This is a genomic window from Mycobacterium sp., from assembly GCF_035499775.1.
Classification (GTDB): Bacteria; Actinomycetota; Actinomycetes; order Mycobacteriales; family Mycobacteriaceae; genus Mycobacterium.
The window spans coordinates 1-17,167 of record NZ_DATJYB010000019.1 but is presented as its reverse complement, the minus strand read 5'-3'; the positions used below and the strand labels follow the sequence as shown (position 1 = coordinate 17,167).

Below are 17,167 nucleotides of genomic sequence, written 5' to 3'. Positions count from 1 at the left end.
TCGTCGGCGAAGAACTGGCGTAGGTGGGTTTGTCCGATCTGTTCGTGATGCTTGCGCAGCGCGTCCCACGCCGGGGTGGCGGTGATGTCGGAGGTCATGGGTTCGACCCTAGTGCGAATTACCCGGCGCCGAGCACCCGCTGCAGATCGGGCTTCATGGCTTGCAGTTGCGCACCCCAGTACAACCAGGTGTGGGTGCCGTTGTCGGGGAAGTTGAACACGCCGTTGGTGCCGCCCTTGGTCAGGTACCGCTTCTGAAAGATCTTGTTGCTGAGTCGGGTAGCGCTTTCCAGCAGACTGGCATCCAGCTTGGTGTCACCGGCGATGTCGGATTGCCCGCCGTTGCCGGTGTACACCCAGATGCGGGTGTTGTTGGCGATCAGTTTCGCGACGTTGAGCGTCGGGTCGTTGTCAGCCCAGGCCGGGTCGGTTGGCGGCCCCCACATCGCGTCGGAGCGGAAGCCACCCGCGCCCAGTTGCGCGGCGCTGACCAAGGACGGCCATTGCCCGGCGGACAGGTTGAGGAAGCCCGACATCGACGCCGCGTAGACGAAGTTCTCCGGATGCTTGGCCGCCAGGACCAGAGCCGCTGACCCGGACATCGACGCGCCCACCACGGCGTTGCCGCTCGGGCTGATGCCTTTGTTCGCCGCCAGCCAGGCGGGCAGTTCTGTGGTGAGAAACGTGTCCCACTTATACGTCCACCGGCCCGAATTCCCGACGGCCGGGCGGTACCAGTTGGAGTAGAAGCTGGCCTCTCCGCCGGTGGGCATTACGACCGACAGGCCGGAGTCGCTAAACCACTCGAATGCCGACGTGTGGATGTCCCAGCCGTTGTAGTCGTCTCGAGCGAGCATGCCGTCGAGCAAATAGACGGCGTGGGTGCCGCCACCTTGAAATTCGATTTTGATTTGGCGTGACATCGACGGCGACGGCACGATCAGATACTCGATCTCCAGGCCTTGCCGAGACCAGGCGGAAGAGATTGCAGAGCTCCCGGCTAACCCACCGAGCAGGACGACCAACGTCGCCGCCGATATCACCATCAGCCGGCGCAATTGTGAAATCGCAGCTGGATCTGCCGTAATCATTCCGGCGGAAATTTACCGCAGCAACGCCGAAATCCAACAGTATGCGGCGCCAGAAGTAATCCTTTAGTGACCGAGTCGGCCGCGACCCAATCGTAATAACAGCATCGCCAGGTCCTTACCCTCGGGACCCAGTTCGCTGTAGCGTTCGATCACTTTCATCTCGCGACTGTGCACCAGCCGGGTGCCCCCGGAGGCCATTCGCACCTTGCCGATCGCCTGGGACACTTCGGCACGCCGCTTTACCGCGGCGAGGATCTCAGCGTCCAGCCGGTCGATCTCCTGGCGCAACTCTTCGATGTCGGTCTCTGGGGCCTCGATCGTCTCTGTATTCATCTCGGCTAACTCCGCGTTCTCGTGTTGTGGGGATTCTGGTCTCATCCGGTGTCAGGCCTCACACAGAAAACAAGCCCCGAATCCGGAAGCGGACCACGGGGCTGTGCGAAAGCAGCTAGACCACGGGCACCGCGGGTGGGTACCCATAAAAAAATCGGGGCTGCAGATGGAGCACAACCAGAGTGTGCCACTAAGGGCCGCGGCGGCGCAAAGTCGTCGCCGGTCGGCGGTAAGTTGAGACAGACATGACTGTGCACGCAACCGCCCCCCAACAAGTCCCGGAAGCGGACCAACTGCTCGAGGGCCTCAACCCGCAACAGCGCCGGGCGGTAGTGCATGAGGGTTCGCCGCTGCTGATCGTGGCCGGTGCGGGGTCGGGCAAGACGGCGGTGCTGACGCGGCGAATCGCTTACCTGATCGCGGCCCGCGGGGTCGGGGTCGGTCAGATCCTGGCCATCACGTTCACCAACAAGGCCGCCGCCGAGATGCGTGAACGCGTGGTGCGGCTGGTCGGCGACCGGGCCCGCTACATGTGGGTGTCGACATTCCATTCGTCGTGCGTGCGGATCCTGCGCAACCAGGCGTCGCTGATCGAGGGCCTCAACTCCAACTTCTCCATCTACGACGCCGACGATTCGCGGCGTCTGCTGCAGATGATCGGCCGCGACATGGGCCTGGACATCAAGCGGTACTCGCCGAGGCTGTTGTCCAACGCGATCTCCAACCTGAAGAACGAGCTGATCGACCCGCACCAGGCGGTTTCGAACCTCTCCGATGAGTCGGACGACCTGGCCCGCACCGTCGCCTCCGTCTTCGGCGAATACCAGCGGCGGCTGCGGGCGGCCAACGCGCTGGATTTCGACGACCTCATCGGCGAGACCGTGGCGGTGCTGCAGACCTTCCCGCAGATCGCCCAGTACTACCGGCGGCGGTTCCGGCACGTCCTGGTCGACGAATACCAGGACACCAACCACGCGCAGTACGTGCTGGTGCGCGAACTGGTGGGCCCCGGCTCGAGCGATTCGGACGAGGTGCCGCCCGCGGAGTTGTGCGTCGTCGGTGACGCCGACCAGTCAATCTACGCGTTCCGCGGCGCCACCATTCGCAACATCGAAGACTTCGAGCGCGATTACCCCGATGCCAAAACGATTCTGCTGGAACAGAATTACCGATCCACGCAGAACATCCTGTCGGCGGCCAACTCGGTGATCGCGCGCAATGCCGGGCGCCGTGAGAAGCGGCTGTGGACCGACGCGGGTGACGGGGAACTGATCGTCGGCTATGTCGCCGACAACGAGCACGACGAGGCGAGGTTTGTCGCCCAGGAGATCGATGCGCTCGCTGAGAACGGCGACATCACCTACAACGACGTGGCCGTCTTCTACCGCACCAACAACTCGTCGCGGTCGCTGGAAGAGGTCTTCATCCGCGCCGGGATCCCGTACAAAGTCGTTGGGGGAGTGCGCTTTTACGAGCGCAAGGAGATCCGCGACATCGTCGCTTACCTGCGGGTGCTGGACAACCCCGGTGACGCGGTGAGCCTGCGGCGCATCCTCAACACCCCGCGGCGTGGCATCGGCGACCGCGCCGAAGCTTGCGTGGCGGTGTATTCGGAGAACACCGGCGCTACGTTTGCCGACGCTTTACAGGCCGCGGCCGCCGGCAAGGTTCCGATGCTCAACAGTCGCGCGGAGAAGGCGATCGCGGGATTCGTCGAGATGCTCGACGAACTGCGCGGTCGCCTCGACTCGTCTCAAGGGGACCTGGGCGATCTGGTCGAGTCGGTGCTGGAACGCACCGGCTACCGTCGCGAACTGGAGTCCTCCACCGATCCGCAAGAGCTGGCCCGGCTGGACAACCTCAACGAACTCGTAAGCGTCGCACACGAATTCAGCATCGACGAAGCGAACGCGGCTGCGTTGGAAGCCGAGTCTGACCGCCCGCCCGAGGATGAAGACGTGCCGGACACCGGTGTGCTGGCGGCTTTTCTGGAGCGCGTGTCGCTGGTCGCCGACACCGACGAGATCCCCGAGCACAGCGCCGGTGTGGTCACGCTGATGACGTTGCACACCGCCAAAGGGCTGGAGTTCCCGGTGGTGTTCGTCACCGGATGGGAGGACGGCATGTTCCCGCACATGCGGGCGCTGGACGACCCGACCGAGCTGTCCGAGGAGCGACGGCTGGCCTACGTCGGCATCACCCGGGCCCGGCATCGGCTGTACCTCAGTCGCGCGATCGTGCGGTCGTCGTGGGGACAGCCGATGCTCAACCCGGAGTCGCGGTTCCTGCGGGAGATCCCGCAGCAGCTCGTCGACTGGCGGCGCACCGCGCCGAAGCCGTCGTTCAGTGCGCCGGTCAGTGGCGCCGGCCGGTTCGGCACCCCGCGCCCGTCGCCGACCAGATCGGGGGCGGTCAAGCGCCCGATGCTGGTGCTGGAGCCGGGTGATCGTGTCACCCACGACAAGTACGGCCTGGGCCGCGTCGAGGAAGTCTCCGGCGTCGGCGAATCGGCGATGTCGCTGATCGACTTCGGCAGCGCCGGGCGGGTGAAGCTGATGCACAACCACGCCCCGGTTTCCAAGCTCTGACGTTTGCGCCGAACGTGCATCCACGGCGAAAAATCGCCAAATTTTCGCCCTCAGAACGCGTTCGGCGTAGCCGAAGCGGCGCTAGCTCAGCACCCAGCGTTTGGTTTGCGGGCGCAGGGCCAGCACGATGCTGGCCAGCGGCAGTAGCCAAAGTGCGTACACGACGGGCGCCACCCGTGCGCCCGCAAGGACGATGCTGCCGTAGGTCAGCAACGAGACCACCGCGCCCAGCACCAGTAGCCACCGGCCGCTGGGCCGGCGCAGCAGTAGCTGGATCACGCCCGCGATGGTCGCCACCGCAAACACCAGCGCCAGAAACCCGACCGCAAGGGAGAACAGGCGGTCGATCCGCCACCAGCCGACGACCAAGTCGGTGGCCACTCTGGACGCGGCCCAGCCGCTGACGATGCTGACCGCGCAGGCGGCGATGGCCGTGCGGGCGCTCGGCTCTTCGATCGCCGCTGGACGTACTCGCGTCACGGCGCCCTGCGAGGCGATCACAGTGGTCGGGGACTCCGGGACCGTTGGAATCGGCCCGCTGGGTGCGCGGCGGATGATCCGGGTCCGCTGCCCGGTCGCCGGTGCGTCGGGCGACGCAGTCTCGGCCGGTTGCTCGTCCGACGGTGCTTCAGGCGACGACGGCGCCTCAGGTGATTCGGCGGGCTCGGCCGGTTGCGCGCCTGAGGGTGGGTCTTCGTTCGGCGCGGTCAACAGCTCAACCGGCGTAGCTACCGACGTAAAGTCCCCGCTTGGCCAGCCACGGCACGGGGTCGATTCGTTCGCTGCCGCCCACGAGCACCTCGAAATGCAGGTGCGGGCCGGTGGAGTTGCCCCGGTTGCCCATGGTGGCGATCTGGTCGCCCGCCATCACCCGCTCACCGACGCTGACCAGCGTGGTGTTGACGTGGCCGTAGAGCGTGACGGTGCCGTCGGCGTGGCGGAGCTTGACCCACATTCCGTAACCCGCGGTGGGCCCGGCATCGATCACGTAACCGTCCGACACCGCGTAGATAGGCGTTCCGATCGAGTTGGCGAGGTCGATTCCGGCGTGCAGCACTCCCCAGCGGTACCCAAAATTCGACGTGAATATGCCCTTCGTCGGCATCACAAAAAGCGGCTGCTGCAGTCGCGCCTCGCGCTGCGCACGCTCCTGGGCGAACGCCACACCTTTGGCCAGCTCCGCGTTGTGCGCCGCGACGTTGCCCGCCGGCTGCACCGAGACGACCTGCACGCCCCGCGGTTCGTTGCTGCCCGACCCGCCGAACAGCGACGACGCGTTGGCGGTCAGCACGGTCTCGGTCTTGGGGGTGTCGGCATGGCTGAGGGCCATTTGTCCGGCCGCGGCCGCCGCGCCCGCCGCCATAGCCGAGATCATCAGACGCCCCTTGGCCGCGCTGGTCGGCTCCTTGCGGTGCTGTCCGCCGCGCTGCGGCACCCGGACGAGCGCCGGGGCGTCCGAACGGTAGTGACGTGGTTCGGCGTCGCTGTGGACGACCAGCCGGGTCAGGACGTCGGTGGGGGCGGCCAGCCGCTCGGGGGTCAGGTCGTCGACGTCATGCAGATCGTCGAGTTCGGGAGCCAGCAGTACCTGGGCTTCGTTGTCGACGGCGAAGTCTGCGTCCAGCTCCAGCCCACTGAAGTCGGCGTCGTAAAGATCGTCGAGGTCGTCGAAGTCGAAGCCGTCGAGCGGAATGATTTCCGTGACTTCGTTCTGGTTGAAGGGCATCCAGCCGTCGCGTGCTGTGCGTGCTGCGCCGGCAGCGGCGCGAGAACGAGCGAATCGGTGCTGGGACAACCTGAAATGTCCTCGGATCGTGACCTTAACGTTATCTGGACCCTGAGACGGTATCCGCTGACCTACAGCGCTGGCAACCCGGGGCCAAGATCAGCCAGAGATTGTGATTTGGATCACGGTTGGAGTTCGCAAGCGCCAGGTGAGCTGTGTCACATTGTGGATGCGGGGCGGGGTCAGGGGTGGGGCCGATTCGGCGGGTGGATACAGTTCCTCCGGGCGTGTTGCCGAGTCCGGCAAGCGTCTTCCAATAGGCCGAGCAAAGAGGCAGTGAGCTTATGGATCTCTTCGAGTATCAAGCCAAAGAACTGTTCGACAAGCACAACGTCCCGAGCACGCCCGGTCGGGTGACCGACACCGCCGAGGGTGCCCGCGCCATCGCCGAAGAGATTGGTCGGCCGGTGATGGTCAAAGCGCAGGTCAAGGTCGGTGGGCGCGGCAAGGCCGGCGGCGTCAAGTACGCGGCGACCCCCGAGGACGCCTACGAACACGCCAAGAACATCCTGGGCCTGGACATCAAAGGCCACATCGTCAAGAAACTGCTGGTGGCCGAGGCCAGCGACATCGCCGAGGAGTACTACATCTCCTTCCTGCTCGACCGGTCCAACCGCACCTACCTGGCGATGTGCTCGGTGGAGGGCGGCATGGAGATCGAAGAGGTGGCCGCCACCAAGCCCGAGCGGCTCGCCAAGGTCCCGGTGAGCGCCGTCAAGGGCGTCGATCTGGCGACCGCCCGCTCCATCGCCGAGCAGGGTCACCTGCCGGCCGAGGTGCTCGACGCCGCTGCGGTCACCATCTCGAAGCTGTGGGAGCTGTTCGTCGCCGAGGACGCCACGCTGGTCGAGGTCAACCCCTTGGTGCGCACCCCCGATGACCAGATCCTGGCGCTGGACGGCAAGGTCACGCTCGACGGCAACGCCGACTTCCGTCAGCCCGGCCACGCCGAGTTCGAGGACCGCGACGCGACCGACCCGCTGGAGCTCAAGGCCAAGGAGCACGACCTCAACTACGTCAAGCTGGACGGCGCGGTCGGCATCATCGGCAACGGCGCGGGCCTGGTGATGTCCACACTCGACGTCGTCGCCTACGCCGGCGAGAAGCACGGCGGGGTCAAGCCGGCCAACTTCCTCGACATCGGCGGCGGCGCTTCGGCGGAGGTGATGGCCGCCGGGTTGGATGTGATCCTGGGCGACCCGCAGGTCAAGAGCGTGTTCGTGAACGTCTTCGGCGGCATCACCTCGTGTGACGCGGTGGCCACCGGAATCGTCAAGGCGCTGGAGATCCTCGGCGACGAGGCGAACAAGCCGCTGGTGGTGCGGCTCGACGGCAACAACGTCGAGGAAGGCCGGGCCATCCTGGCCGAGGCGAACCACCCGCTGGTGACGCTGGTACCCACGATGGACGAAGCCGCCGACAAAGCGGCCGAGCTGGCGAGCGCCTGACTAAGGAGAAATGACCCAAATGGCTATCTTCTTGACCAAAGACAACAAGGTCATCGTTCAGGGCATCACCGGCGGCGAGGCCACCGTGCACACCGCCCGGATGCTCAGAGCCGGCACCCAGATCGTCGGTGGCGTCAACGCCCGAAAGGCCGGCACCACGGTGACCCACGAGGACAAGGGCGGCAGGCTGATCAAGCTGCCGGTGTTCGGCAGCGTCGCGGAGGCGATGAAAGAGACCGGCGCCGACGTCTCGATCGCCTTCGTACCGCCGAAGTTCTCCAAGGACGCCGTCATCGAGGCCATCGACGCCGAGATCCCTTTGCTGGTGGTGATCACCGAGGGCATTCCGGTGCAGGACAGCGCTTATTTCTGGGCCTACAACCTGGAGAAGGGCGGCAAGACCCGGATCATCGGCCCCAACTGCCCGGGCATCATCAGTCCCGGCCAAGCGCTGGTCGGCATCACCCCGGCCAACATCACCGGACCGGGTCCGGTCGGGCTGGTGTCCAAGTCGGGCACGCTGACCTACCAGATGATGTACGAGCTGCGCGATTTCGGGTTCACCACGTCGATCGGCATCGGCGGTGACCCGGTGATCGGCACCACGCATATCGATGCGATCGAGGCGTTCGAGGAGGATCCCGACACCAAGCTGATCGTGATGATCGGCGAGATCGGCGGTGACGCCGAGGAGCGGGCGGCGGACTTCATCAAGGCCAACGTGTCCAAGCCGGTCGTCGGGTATGTCGCGGGATTCACTGCGCCGGAAGGCAAGACGATGGGCCACGCCGGCGCCATCGTGTCCGGCTCGTCGGGCACCGCGGCGGCGAAGAAGGAAGCGCTGGAAGCGGCCGGCGTGAAGGTCGGCAAGACGCCGTCCGAGACGGCGGCCCTGGCCCGCGAGATCCTGGCCACCCTGTAGGGCTCGCGGGGGCCGCCGACGGGCGCGGGACCGGGCTGCGGTAGATAGTAAGACTATGAATCTTGATCCGCGGACGCCCGTCGTCGTCGGTGTCGGGCAGGCGGCGGAGCGCATCGACGACCCCGATTACCGGGCGATGTCACCCGTCGAGCTGGCCGCCGCCGCGGCACGGGCCGCCCTCGACGATTGCGGTGGCGCTGCGGTCTCTGCAGCCATCGACACCATCGCCGCTGTCCGGCAATTCGAGATCTCCGGGCCGGTGCCCAATGCACCGTTGGGCCGTTCGAACAACTACCCGCGGTCGGTGGCCAAGCGGATCGGTGCCGAACCGCGCCGCGCGATCCTCGAGATCGTCGGTGGCCAGGGCCCCAGCGTCTGATCAGCGAGCTGGCCGCCGAGATTGCGGCGGGACGCTCGCAGGCCGCGATGGTGTTCGGCTCGGATGCGACGTCGACCCTGCGGCAGTTCGCGCGGGCCGCCGAGAAACCGGACTTCACCGAGACCTTGAAGGAGGATGACGGCGATTTGGAAGACCGCGGCCAGGGCATCGCGGGAATCATCTCGCGCTACACCGTCATTCATGGTCTGGTCGATGCGCCGACCCAGTACGCACTGCTGGAGAACGCCCGACGCGCCGGGACCGGCCTCGGGCCCGCCGAGTATCTGCGGCGGATGGGTGAGCTGTTCGCACCGTTCACCAAGGTCGCCGCCGGAAATCCGTTCGCGCGGCGCCGGTCGAATACACCGTCGACGAGCTGATCACCGTGACCGAGCGCAATCGGATGATCTCCGAGCCCTACCCGCGGCTGCTGGTCGCCCGCGACCAGGTGAACCAGGGTGCGGCCGCGCTGCTGATGTCGGTGGAGACGGCCCGGCGCGTGGGAGTGCCCGAGGAGAACTGGGTGTACCTGCACGGCCATGCCGACCTGCAAGAGCAGGGCATGCTGGACCGCCCCGATCTGGGGCATGCCCCGTCGGCCGTCATGGCGGTCAATGAGGCGCTGGCGATGGCCGGCGCCGCGGCGGTTGATTCTGCGTCCTTGGCGACAAAGTGCGAGTGCGGCGCTGCGTCAGCGCAGAGTCAACGCCAGCGTCAGACCAGCGCGGCCAGCTTGCCGGCGAGTCGCTCCACGTACGCGGCGATCTCGTCTTCGGGGCGGTCCGGTAGGCCGAACAGCACCTCGGTAACGCCCAGCTCCGCCCAGTGCGCGAGCTTCTCGGGCACCGGCTTGAAGTCCAAGGCCACGATCTGCGGAGCTCCGTCGCGGCCGGCGGCGGCCCAGGTGTCCTGCAGCAACTTCACCGGTTCGTCGATGTCGAAGTCGCGCGGGGTGGTGATCCAGCCGTCGGCGCTGCGGGCGATCCACTTGAAGTTCTTCTCGTTGCCCGCGGTGCCCACCAGCACCGGGATGTGCGCCTGCACCGGCTTCGGCCAGGCCCAGCTCGGCCCGAACTTGACGAATTCGCCGTCGTAGGCGGCTTCCTCTTGGGTCCACAGCGCGCGCATCGCCTCGATGTATTCGCGCAACATGGTGCGTCGGCGCGCGGGCGGCACCCCGTGGTCGGCGAGTTCGTCGGTGTTCCAGCCGAACCCGACGCCCAGGCTGACCCGGCCGCCGGACAGATGGTCGAGGGTGGCGATGCTTTTGGCCAGCGTGATCGGGTCATGTTCGACCGGCAGCGCCACCGCCGTGGACAGCCGCACCCGAGACGTCACCGCGCACGCCGCGCCGAGGCTCACCCATGGATCCAGCGTGCGCATATACCGGTCGTCCGGCAGCGACGCGTCGCCCGTCGTCGGGTGCGCCGCCTCGCGTTTCACCGGGATGTGGGTGTGTTCCGGCACATAGAACGTCTGAAAGCCGTGGTCATCGGCAAGCTTGGCGGCTGCCGCCGGTGTGATGCCGCGATCGCTGGTGAAAAGCACAAGCCCGTAATCCATGAACAGGATTAGAACGTGTTCTACCTCTGCTGGGCAAGCGCCCCCGCCACCGCCACTCGGACGTGCGCTAGCGTGGGTGATCGAATCGCCTCGCAACGCAAGCGCGGCCAGCCTGGGACGCACAGCCTGGGAAGCAACAGGAGGAGTCAATGACCTACTCGCCCGGTACTCCCGGATACCCGCCAGCCCAGCAACCCTCCGGGGCTTACCCAGCCGCAGCCCCAGCCGCGGCGCCCGATTTCGCTAAAGAGCCCGGTGAGAGCAAACTGCCCCTGTACTTGACGTTCGCCGTGATCGGACTAGGTCTGGCGGCGTATTTCGCGAGTTTCGGCCCCACGTTCGCCCTCAGCAGCGACCTCGGTGGCGGCACCAGCATCGGAGGTGGCGGCAGCCAGTCCGTCGCCGCGGCCGTGTTGGCCGCGCTGCTTGCCGCGGTGGGTGTGCTGCCGAAGGCGAACCGCCACCTGGGAGTAGTCGCCGCGATCTCGGTACTGGGTTTGCTGCTGGCGGTCTCCGAGGCCGTGAACACGCCCAACGGCGTCACGGTCCAGTGGGGGATGTGGGTGATTCTCACTTTCACCCTGTTACAGGCGGTTTCGGCGGTCGGCGCGCTGCTGTTTGACGCGGGGGTGATCAGCGCACCGGCGCCGCGGCCCAAGTACGACCCTTACCAGCAGCAATACGGCCAGTACGGGCAGTACCCGCAGCAGTACGGCCAGCAGCAGCCTTACTACGGTCAGCCGCAAGCCGGACTCCAGGCGCCCCAGCAGCCTGCCGGCTACGGGTCGCAGCAATACGGCGGATATGGCTCGACCCCGGGTCAGGCCCCGGCTCAAAACGTCATACCGACGCAGACCGCGATCCCGACGCCGACCGCAGGCAACCCGCCGTCGGGCGGATTCGGCGCCCAGCCGTCGGCGCAGTCGGGCCCCCAGCCCTCGGCGCAGTCGGCGCCCCAGCCCAACGTGCAGACGCCGACCACCCCGCCCACCGGCTTCCCCAGCTTCGGCACCCCACCATCGGTCAACGCGGGCAGCGGTTCCCAGGCCGGTTCGGCTCCGGTCAACTACTCGAACCCCGCCGGCGGCCAGCAGGCGTACGGTCAGCAGGGCCAACAGTCGTCACCTGGGTCGGCGCCGGTCTAACCGGGCGCTCTCGCGCCTAGTCAGGCATATGCGCCAAGAGTGAAAAGGGTGTCAGAAAGCGCGGACTACCGGGCTGCGGGCGCGCGCCAGGCGCGTGATCTCGTTCGGGTCGCATTCGGCCCGGCATTGATCGCGCTGGTCATCATCGCGGCGGTCACGCTGCTGCAGTTGCTGATCGCCAACAGCGACATGACCGGTGCCTTGGGTGCCATTGCCAGCATGTGGCTGGGTGTGCATGCCGTCCCGATCTCCATCGGTGGCCGCGAACTGGGCGTGATGCCGTTGCTGCCAGTCCTGTTGATGGTCTGGGGGACGGCGCGCACCACCGCGCGGGCCACCTCCGTGCACTCGTCGTGGCTCGTCATCCGCTGGGTTGTCGCGTCGGCGCTGGGCGGACCCCTGCTGCTGGCGGCGATCGCGCTGGCGGTCATCCATGACGCGTCGTCGGTGCTCACCGAGTTGCAGACACCGAGCGCCCTGCGCGCATTCACCAGCGTGCTGGTGGTGCATGCGATCGGTGCCGCGATCGGGGTGTGGTCCCGGGTGGGCCGACGGGCGTTGGCGGCGTCGCCGTTGCCCAATTGGCTGGGTGACTCGATGCGAGCGGCGGCGGCCGGTGTGCTGGCACTGTTCGGGCTCTCCGGTGTGGTGACGGCCGGTTCGCTGGTTGTGCATTGGTCGACGATGCAAGAGCTCTACGGGATCACCGATTCGATATTCGGCGAGTTCAGCCTGACCGTGCTGTCGGTGCTCTACGCGCCGAACGTCATCGCCGGCACGTGCGCGATGGCGGTCGGCTCCAGCGCGCACCTCGGGTTCGCGACGTTCAGCTCGTTCGCCGTGTTCGGCGGCGACCTCCCGGCACTGCCGATCCTTGCCGCGGCTCCGACGCCTCCGCTCGGGCCGGTCTCGGTCGCCCTGCTGATCGTCGGCGCGGCATCGGGTGTGGCCGTCGGGCAGCAGTGCGCTCGGCGTGCGCTGCTTCTTGTTCCGGCGATGGCCAAGCTGCTGGTCGCCTCCGTCGCCGGGGCATTGACGATGTCGCTGCTCGCGTACGGGGGGAGCGGCCGGCTGGGCAACTTCGGCGACGTCGGTGTGGACCAGGGCGCGCTGGTGGTCGGCGTGTTCTTCTGGTTCGCGGTCGTGGGTGGGGTGACGGTGACGATGACGGGTGGGATTCGGCGCCGGCCCAGACGGCCCAAACCCGTGCCCGCGCCGCCGCCTGAGGAATTCGACGAGCCAGGCGACGAGCTTGTCGATGAGGACGCATCCGAGGAGGAAGCGGACGCGCCCGATGAGCCCGCGCCGACGTCCGACGAACCGGCCCGCGATCTCGGGGATTAGTGCTGCGCCCTCTACTAAGCGCCGTCAGCGCTTGGCCGCCGACGCGGCGCCCACCCGCTTCCCATTAGGCTGCCCGTGTGCAGGAACCGCTCCGCGTGCCCCCGAGCGCACCGGCACGGCTGGTCGTGCTGGCGTCCGGCACCGGCTCACTGCTGAACTCGCTGCTCGACGCCGCCCAGGGCGACTATCCGGCGCGGGTGGTCGCCGTCGGCGTGGATCGCGACTGCCGGGCCGTCGAGATCGCCGAGCAGGCGTCGATTCCCACCTTCACCGTCCGCCTCGGCGACTACCCGGACCGCGCCGCCTGGGACGCCGCCATCACCGAAGCCACCAAAGCCCACCAACCTGACCTGATCGTCTCGGCTGGATTCATGAAAATTCTTGGACCACAGTATCTTTCGAATTTCCAGGGCCGCATCATCAACACCCATCCGGCGCTGCTGCCGGCCTTCGCCGGTGCACATGCGGTGCCCGACGCGCTGGCCTACGGTGTGAAGGTCACAGGCACTACCGTGCACCTCGTGGATGCCGGCACCGACACCGGGCCGATACTGGCGCAGCAACCCGTCGAGGTGCTCGACGGCGACGACGAACAGACTTTGCACGAACGCATCAAGGTCATCGAACGGCGACTGCTGGTCGACGTGGTGGCCGCAATCGCGACCCGCGGCGTTACCTGGATCGGACGAAAGGCGACCTTGGGAATGAGTACAGCATGAGCACCGACAAGAGGCCGATTCGCCGCGCGCTGATCAGCGTGTACGACAAGACCGGTCTGATACAGCTCGCGCAGGGCCTCACCGCGGCGGGCGTCACCATCGTCTCGACCGGGTCGACTGCGAAGACCATTGCCGGCCAAGGCATTCCGGTGACACCGGTGGAGGAGGTGACCGGCTTCCCTGAGGTGCTCGACGGCCGGGTCAAGACCCTGCACCCGCACGTGCACGCCGGCCTGCTGGCCGACCTGCGCAAGCAAGAACACCAAGCGGCCCTCGAAGAACTCGGCATCGAGGCGTTCGAACTCGTCGTCGTCAACCTGTACCCGTTCAGCCAGACCGTCGAATCCGGTGCCGGGGTGGACGAATGCGTCGAGCAGATCGACATCGGCGGGCCCTCGATGGTGCGGGCGGCAGCCAAGAACCATCCCAGCGTCGCAGTGGTCACCGACCCGCGCGGCTATGACGGCGTCCTCGCCGCGGTGCGCAACGGCGGTTTTACCCTCGCCGAGCGCAAAAGGCTGGCGTCGTTGGCATTTCAGCACACCGCCGAGTACGACATCGCCGTCGCGAGCTGGATGCAGGACACGCTGGCACCCGAGCATCCCGAGGCGCAGTTCCCGCAGTGGTTCGCCAGAAACTGGCGCCGCGAGGCGACGCTGCGCTACGGCGAGAACCCGCATCAGCAGGCGGCGCTCTACAGCGATCCCGCCGCGTGGCCCGGGCTGGCGCAGGCCGAGCAACTGCACGGAAAAGAGATGTCCTACAACAACTTCACCGACGCGGACGCGGCCTGGCGGGCGGCCTTCGACCACGAGCAGACGTGTGTGGCGATCATCAAGCACGCCAACCCCTGCGGCATCGCGATCTCGACGGTTTCGGTGGCCGACGCCCATCGCAAGGCCCACGAATGCGACCCGTTGAGCGCCTACGGCGGAGTCATCGCGACCAACACCGAGGTCAGCGTCGAGATGGCGGAGTACGTGAGCACCATCTTCACCGAGGTGATCGTCGCGCCGGCCTATCCGCCCGGTGCCCTTGATCTGTTGACGCGCAAGAAGAACATCCGGGTGCTGGTGGCCTCCGAGCCGCTGGCCGGTGGCCATGAAATCCGGCCGATCAGCGGCGGGCTGCTCATGCAGCAGCGCGACCAGCTCGACGCCCACGGCGACAACCCGGTCAACTGGACTCTGGCCACCGGTGAGCCGGCGGACCCGGCCACGCTGACCGACTTGGTCTTCGCCTGGCGCGCCTGCCGGGCGGTCAAGTCGAATGCGATCGTGATCGTCGCGGACGGCGCGACCGTCGGCGTCGGGATGGGGCAGGTCAACCGGGTGGACGCCGCCCGGCTCGCCGTCGAACGCGGCGGCGAGCGCGTGAAAGGCGCGGTCGGTGCATCGGATGCGTTCTTCCCGTTCCCCGACGGACTCGAGACGCTGACCGCCGCCGGGGTGAAGGCGATCGTGCACCCCGGCGGCTCGGTGCGCGACGACGAGGTGACCGCGGCGGCGGCCAAGGCCGGTGTGACTTTGTACCTCACCGGAGCCCGCCACTTTGCGCATTAGGCGCCTTGTTGGCGGTCCTGTACCGACGTAGCGTCGATAGGTGGCTCGGCAACAGCGGGGCGAAACGATTCAAAGGAGAATTGAAATGCGCTCAACGGCCATTCGAGTGGCGGCATGCTCGGCCGCGATTGCGACTTTTGCGGTGTTCGGCGCGGGATGTAGCTCGAACAAGTCCAACGAAACGAGCAGTTCGGCCGCGTCGGCCAGCTCGTCTGCGACCTCGGGGACGGCCACGACGTCCGCGGGTGCCTCCGCAACCACTCCGGACACGGGTGCGCCGACAACCATCCCCGGTGCCAACGGCACGCCGTACACGGTGCAGGGACCCATCCTCGCGAAGTACAAGACTCTTACGGCCGATCAGCTGAAGGACTTGGGCAAACCGTACGACAACGAGCAGAAGACCAAGGACGGCACCGGCGTCTACCAACAGTTCGACGGTGGCGTGCTCATCTATCGGAATGGTGGGCCGGTCTACTTCGTGTGGGGCAAGATTCGCGACGCGTGGAACGCGAATCAGGCTTCGCAGGGCAAACTGGGATATCCGACCTCTGACGAGCAAGTCCTGCCCGACGGGTCCTTCAAGTCGGTGTTCGAGCACGGCACGATCACGTGGAAGACAGGCGATGCGGACGCCACCGTCACCATGAGTTAACCGGGCGTAGGGATGCCGGGCATTCGATCCGATTGCGCGGCTTTTCCCTATAAGAAGCCCATTAAGCGGAGGGACGCGGTGCCGGATTGACGCGGCCGTCGTAGCGTGGAGTGGTGACGTCACCGAACTACTTGCCCCGCACCGTCGGCGAACTGCGTGCCGCCGGGCATCGTGAACGGGGAGTCAAGCAGGAAATCCGGGAGAATCTGCTGACCGGGCTCGCCGAGGGCGACAACGTCTGGCCCGGCATCCTGGGATTCGACGAAACCGTGATCCCTCAGCTCGAGCGCGCATTGATCGCCGGCCACGACTTCGTCCTGCTGGGCGAACGTGGCCAGGGCAAGACCCGGTTGCTGCGCGCGCTGGTCGGACTGCTTGACGAGTGGACCCCGGTGATCGGCGGCGCCGAACTGGGCGAGCACCCCTATACCCCGATCACCCCCGAGTCGATCCGGCGGGCCGCGGAACTCGGCGACGACCTGCCGGTGGAGTGGAAACACCGCAGCGAGCGCTACACCGAGAAACTGGCCACTCCCGACACCAGCGTCGCCGACCTGGTCGGTGATATCGACCCGATCAAGGTTGCCGAGGGCCGCAGCCTGGGTGACCCCGAGACCATTGCCTACGGGCTCATCCCGCGGGCGCACCGCGGCATCGTCGCGGTCAACGAACTGCCCGACCTCGCCGAGCGCATTCAGGTATCGATGCTCAACGTCATGGAGGAGCGCGACATTCAGGTCCGCGGCTACACGCTGCGACTGCCGCTGGACGTCCTTGTCGTGGCGAGCGCCAACCCCGAGGACTACACCAACCGGGGTCGCATCATCACCCCGCTCAAAGACCGGTTCGGCGCCGAGATCCGCACCCACTATCCCCTCGAACTCGAGGCGGAGATGGGCGTCATGGCGCAGGAGGCGCACCTGAGCGCCCAGGTGCCCGATTACCTGATGCAGGTGATCGCGCGGTTTGCCCGCTACCTGCGCGAGTCCAATTCGATCGATCAGCGCTCCGGTGTTTCGGCCCGGTTCGCGATCGCGGCGGCCGAGACGGTCGCGGCCTCCGCCCGGCACCGCGGCGCGGTGTTGGGGGAGACCGACCCGGTGGCGAGAGTGGTCGACCTGGGCACGGTGATCGACGTCCTGCGCGGCAAGCTGGAATTCGAGTCCGGTGAGGAAGGCCGCGAGCAGGCGGTGCTCGAGCATCTGCTGCGCCGCGCGACCGCCGACACCGCGTCCCGGGTGCTCGGCGGCATCGACGTCGGCACGTTGGTGTCGGCCGTCGAGGGCGGTTCCACGGTGACGACGGGCGAACGGGTGTCTGCCAAGAACGTGCTGGCCGCCGTTCCGGGGCTGGCGGTCGTGGACAAAATCGCCAAAAAGCTGCGCGCCGAATCCGAAGGCGAACGCGCCGCGGCGCTGGAACTGGCGCTGGAGGCGTTGTACCTCGCGAAGCGGATCGACAAGGTATCCGGGGAGGGTCAAACCGTCTATGGCTAAGCCGGCTAAGGGGCACTCGTCGCGATACTCGGCGTACACCGGCGGGCCGGATCCGCTGGCCCCGCCGGTGGATCTGCGCGAGGCACTCGAGCAGATCGGGCAGGACGTCATGGCGGGCACCTCGCCGCGCCGGGCCT

17 protein-coding genes and 1 pseudogene are annotated in these 17,167 nt (G+C 66.9%); 11 read left to right on the top strand and 7 right to left on the bottom strand.

Going from position 1 to position 17,167, the window contains the following annotated elements:
• From VML93_RS01285 to VML93_RS01275, 3 genes are all read right to left on the bottom strand, one after another.
• On the bottom strand, positions 1-98 hold a 98-nt coding region (locus tag VML93_RS01285), incomplete at its 3' end, for a hypothetical protein (RefSeq protein ID WP_325606870.1).
• Positions 99-118: 20 nt separating this feature from the next.
• Positions 119-1,090 (bottom strand): alpha/beta hydrolase family protein, encoded by a 972-nt coding sequence (locus tag VML93_RS01280; protein ID WP_325606867.1) that lies wholly within the window; start codon positions 1,088-1,090, stop codon positions 119-121.
• Positions 1,091-1,153: 63 nt separating this feature from the next.
• On the bottom strand, positions 1,154-1,468 hold the full coding sequence (locus VML93_RS01275) for a chorismate mutase (RefSeq protein ID WP_325606865.1): 315 nt from the start codon (positions 1,466-1,468) through the stop codon (positions 1,154-1,156).
• 200 nt (positions 1,469-1,668) lie between these two features.
• Between VML93_RS01275 and pcrA the strand changes: the two genes are divergently transcribed.
• Positions 1,669-4,011, top strand: a complete 2,343-nt coding sequence (pcrA, locus tag VML93_RS01270; protein ID WP_325606863.1) for a DNA helicase PcrA — start codon at positions 1,669-1,671, stop codon at positions 4,009-4,011.
• 81 nt (positions 4,012-4,092) lie between these two features.
• Here the strand turns inward: pcrA and VML93_RS01265 are convergent, their stop codons facing one another.
• Both VML93_RS01265 and VML93_RS01260 read right to left on the bottom strand, forming a co-directional pair.
• Positions 4,093-4,722, bottom strand: a complete 630-nt coding sequence (locus VML93_RS01265) for a hypothetical protein (protein WP_325606862.1) — start codon at positions 4,720-4,722, stop codon at positions 4,093-4,095.
• A 4-nt stretch (positions 4,723-4,726) separates the two neighbouring features.
• Complete coding sequence (locus VML93_RS01260) at positions 4,727-5,737, bottom strand: M23 family metallopeptidase (RefSeq protein ID WP_325606861.1); 1,011 nt, start codon at positions 5,735-5,737, stop codon at positions 4,727-4,729.
• Positions 5,738-6,081: 344 nt separating this feature from the next.
• Here VML93_RS01260 and sucC point away from each other — a divergent pair, with 344 nt between their 5' ends.
• From sucC to VML93_RS01245, 3 genes and pseudogenes are all read left to right on the top strand, one after another.
• The gene (gene sucC, locus VML93_RS01255) at positions 6,082-7,245 is read left to right on the top strand and encodes an ADP-forming succinate--CoA ligase subunit beta (protein WP_325606859.1); all 1,164 of its coding nucleotides are present in this window, start codon (positions 6,082-6,084) and stop codon (positions 7,243-7,245) included.
• A 19-nt stretch (positions 7,246-7,264) separates the two neighbouring features.
• Positions 7,265-8,167: a succinate--CoA ligase subunit alpha gene (gene sucD / locus VML93_RS01250; RefSeq protein WP_325606858.1), complete on the top strand. Its 903-nt coding sequence runs from the start codon at positions 7,265-7,267 to the stop codon at positions 8,165-8,167.
• Positions 8,168-8,222: 55 nt separating this feature from the next.
• Positions 8,223-9,198 (top strand): annotated as a pseudogene (locus VML93_RS01245) (acetyl-CoA acetyltransferase); the annotation flags it as partial.
• A 62-nt stretch (positions 9,199-9,260) separates the two neighbouring features.
• Here VML93_RS01245 and VML93_RS01240 read toward each other — a convergent pair.
• Positions 9,261-10,109 carry an LLM class F420-dependent oxidoreductase gene (locus VML93_RS01240; RefSeq protein WP_325606856.1) on the bottom strand — a complete coding sequence of 283 codons (849 nt, stop codon included), beginning with the start codon at positions 10,107-10,109 and terminating at the stop codon, positions 9,261-9,263.
• Positions 10,110-10,258: 149 nt separating this feature from the next.
• On the opposite strand from VML93_RS01240, the gene VML93_RS01235 reads away from it, so the two are divergent.
• From VML93_RS01235 to purH, 4 genes are all read left to right on the top strand, one after another.
• Positions 10,259-11,254, top strand: coding sequence for a DUF5336 domain-containing protein (locus VML93_RS01235; RefSeq protein WP_325606854.1), 996 nt, complete (start codon positions 10,259-10,261; stop codon positions 11,252-11,254).
• A 39-nt stretch (positions 11,255-11,293) separates the two neighbouring features.
• Positions 11,294-12,598: a DUF6350 family protein gene (locus VML93_RS01230; protein WP_325606851.1), complete on the top strand. Its 1,305-nt coding sequence runs from the start codon at positions 11,294-11,296 to the stop codon at positions 12,596-12,598.
• 77 nt (positions 12,599-12,675) lie between these two features.
• Positions 12,676-13,317: a phosphoribosylglycinamide formyltransferase gene (gene purN / locus VML93_RS01225; protein ID WP_325606848.1), complete on the top strand. Its 642-nt coding sequence runs from the start codon at positions 12,676-12,678 to the stop codon at positions 13,315-13,317.
• On the top strand, positions 13,314-14,879 hold the full coding sequence (gene purH / locus VML93_RS01220; RefSeq protein WP_325606846.1) for a bifunctional phosphoribosylaminoimidazolecarboxamide formyltransferase/IMP cyclohydrolase: 1,566 nt from the start codon (positions 13,314-13,316) through the stop codon (positions 14,877-14,879). Before purN ends, purH begins: the two co-directional genes overlap by 4 nt.
• Before the next feature lie 69 nt (positions 14,880-14,948).
• On the opposite strand, the gene VML93_RS01215 is transcribed toward purH, so the two are convergent.
• Entirely contained in the window at positions 14,949-15,185 is a 237-nt protein-coding gene (locus VML93_RS01215) for a hypothetical protein (RefSeq protein WP_325606844.1), read from the bottom strand.
• Between the two features lie 10 nt (positions 15,186-15,195).
• Between VML93_RS01215 and VML93_RS01210 the strand changes: the two genes are divergently transcribed.
• The 3 genes from VML93_RS01210 to VML93_RS01200 form a co-directional block, all read left to right on the top strand.
• Positions 15,196-15,534 carry a hypothetical protein gene (locus tag VML93_RS01210; RefSeq protein WP_325606843.1) on the top strand — a complete coding sequence of 113 codons (339 nt, stop codon included), beginning with the start codon at positions 15,196-15,198 and terminating at the stop codon, positions 15,532-15,534.
• A 110-nt stretch (positions 15,535-15,644) separates the two neighbouring features.
• Complete coding sequence (locus VML93_RS01205; RefSeq protein WP_325606841.1) at positions 15,645-17,030, top strand: ATP-binding protein; 1,386 nt, start codon at positions 15,645-15,647, stop codon at positions 17,028-17,030.
• Positions 17,023-17,167 (top strand): hypothetical protein (locus VML93_RS01200; RefSeq protein ID WP_325606869.1); only part of this gene is annotated, 145 nt, incomplete at its 3' end. The genes VML93_RS01205 and VML93_RS01200, both read left to right, overlap by 8 nt.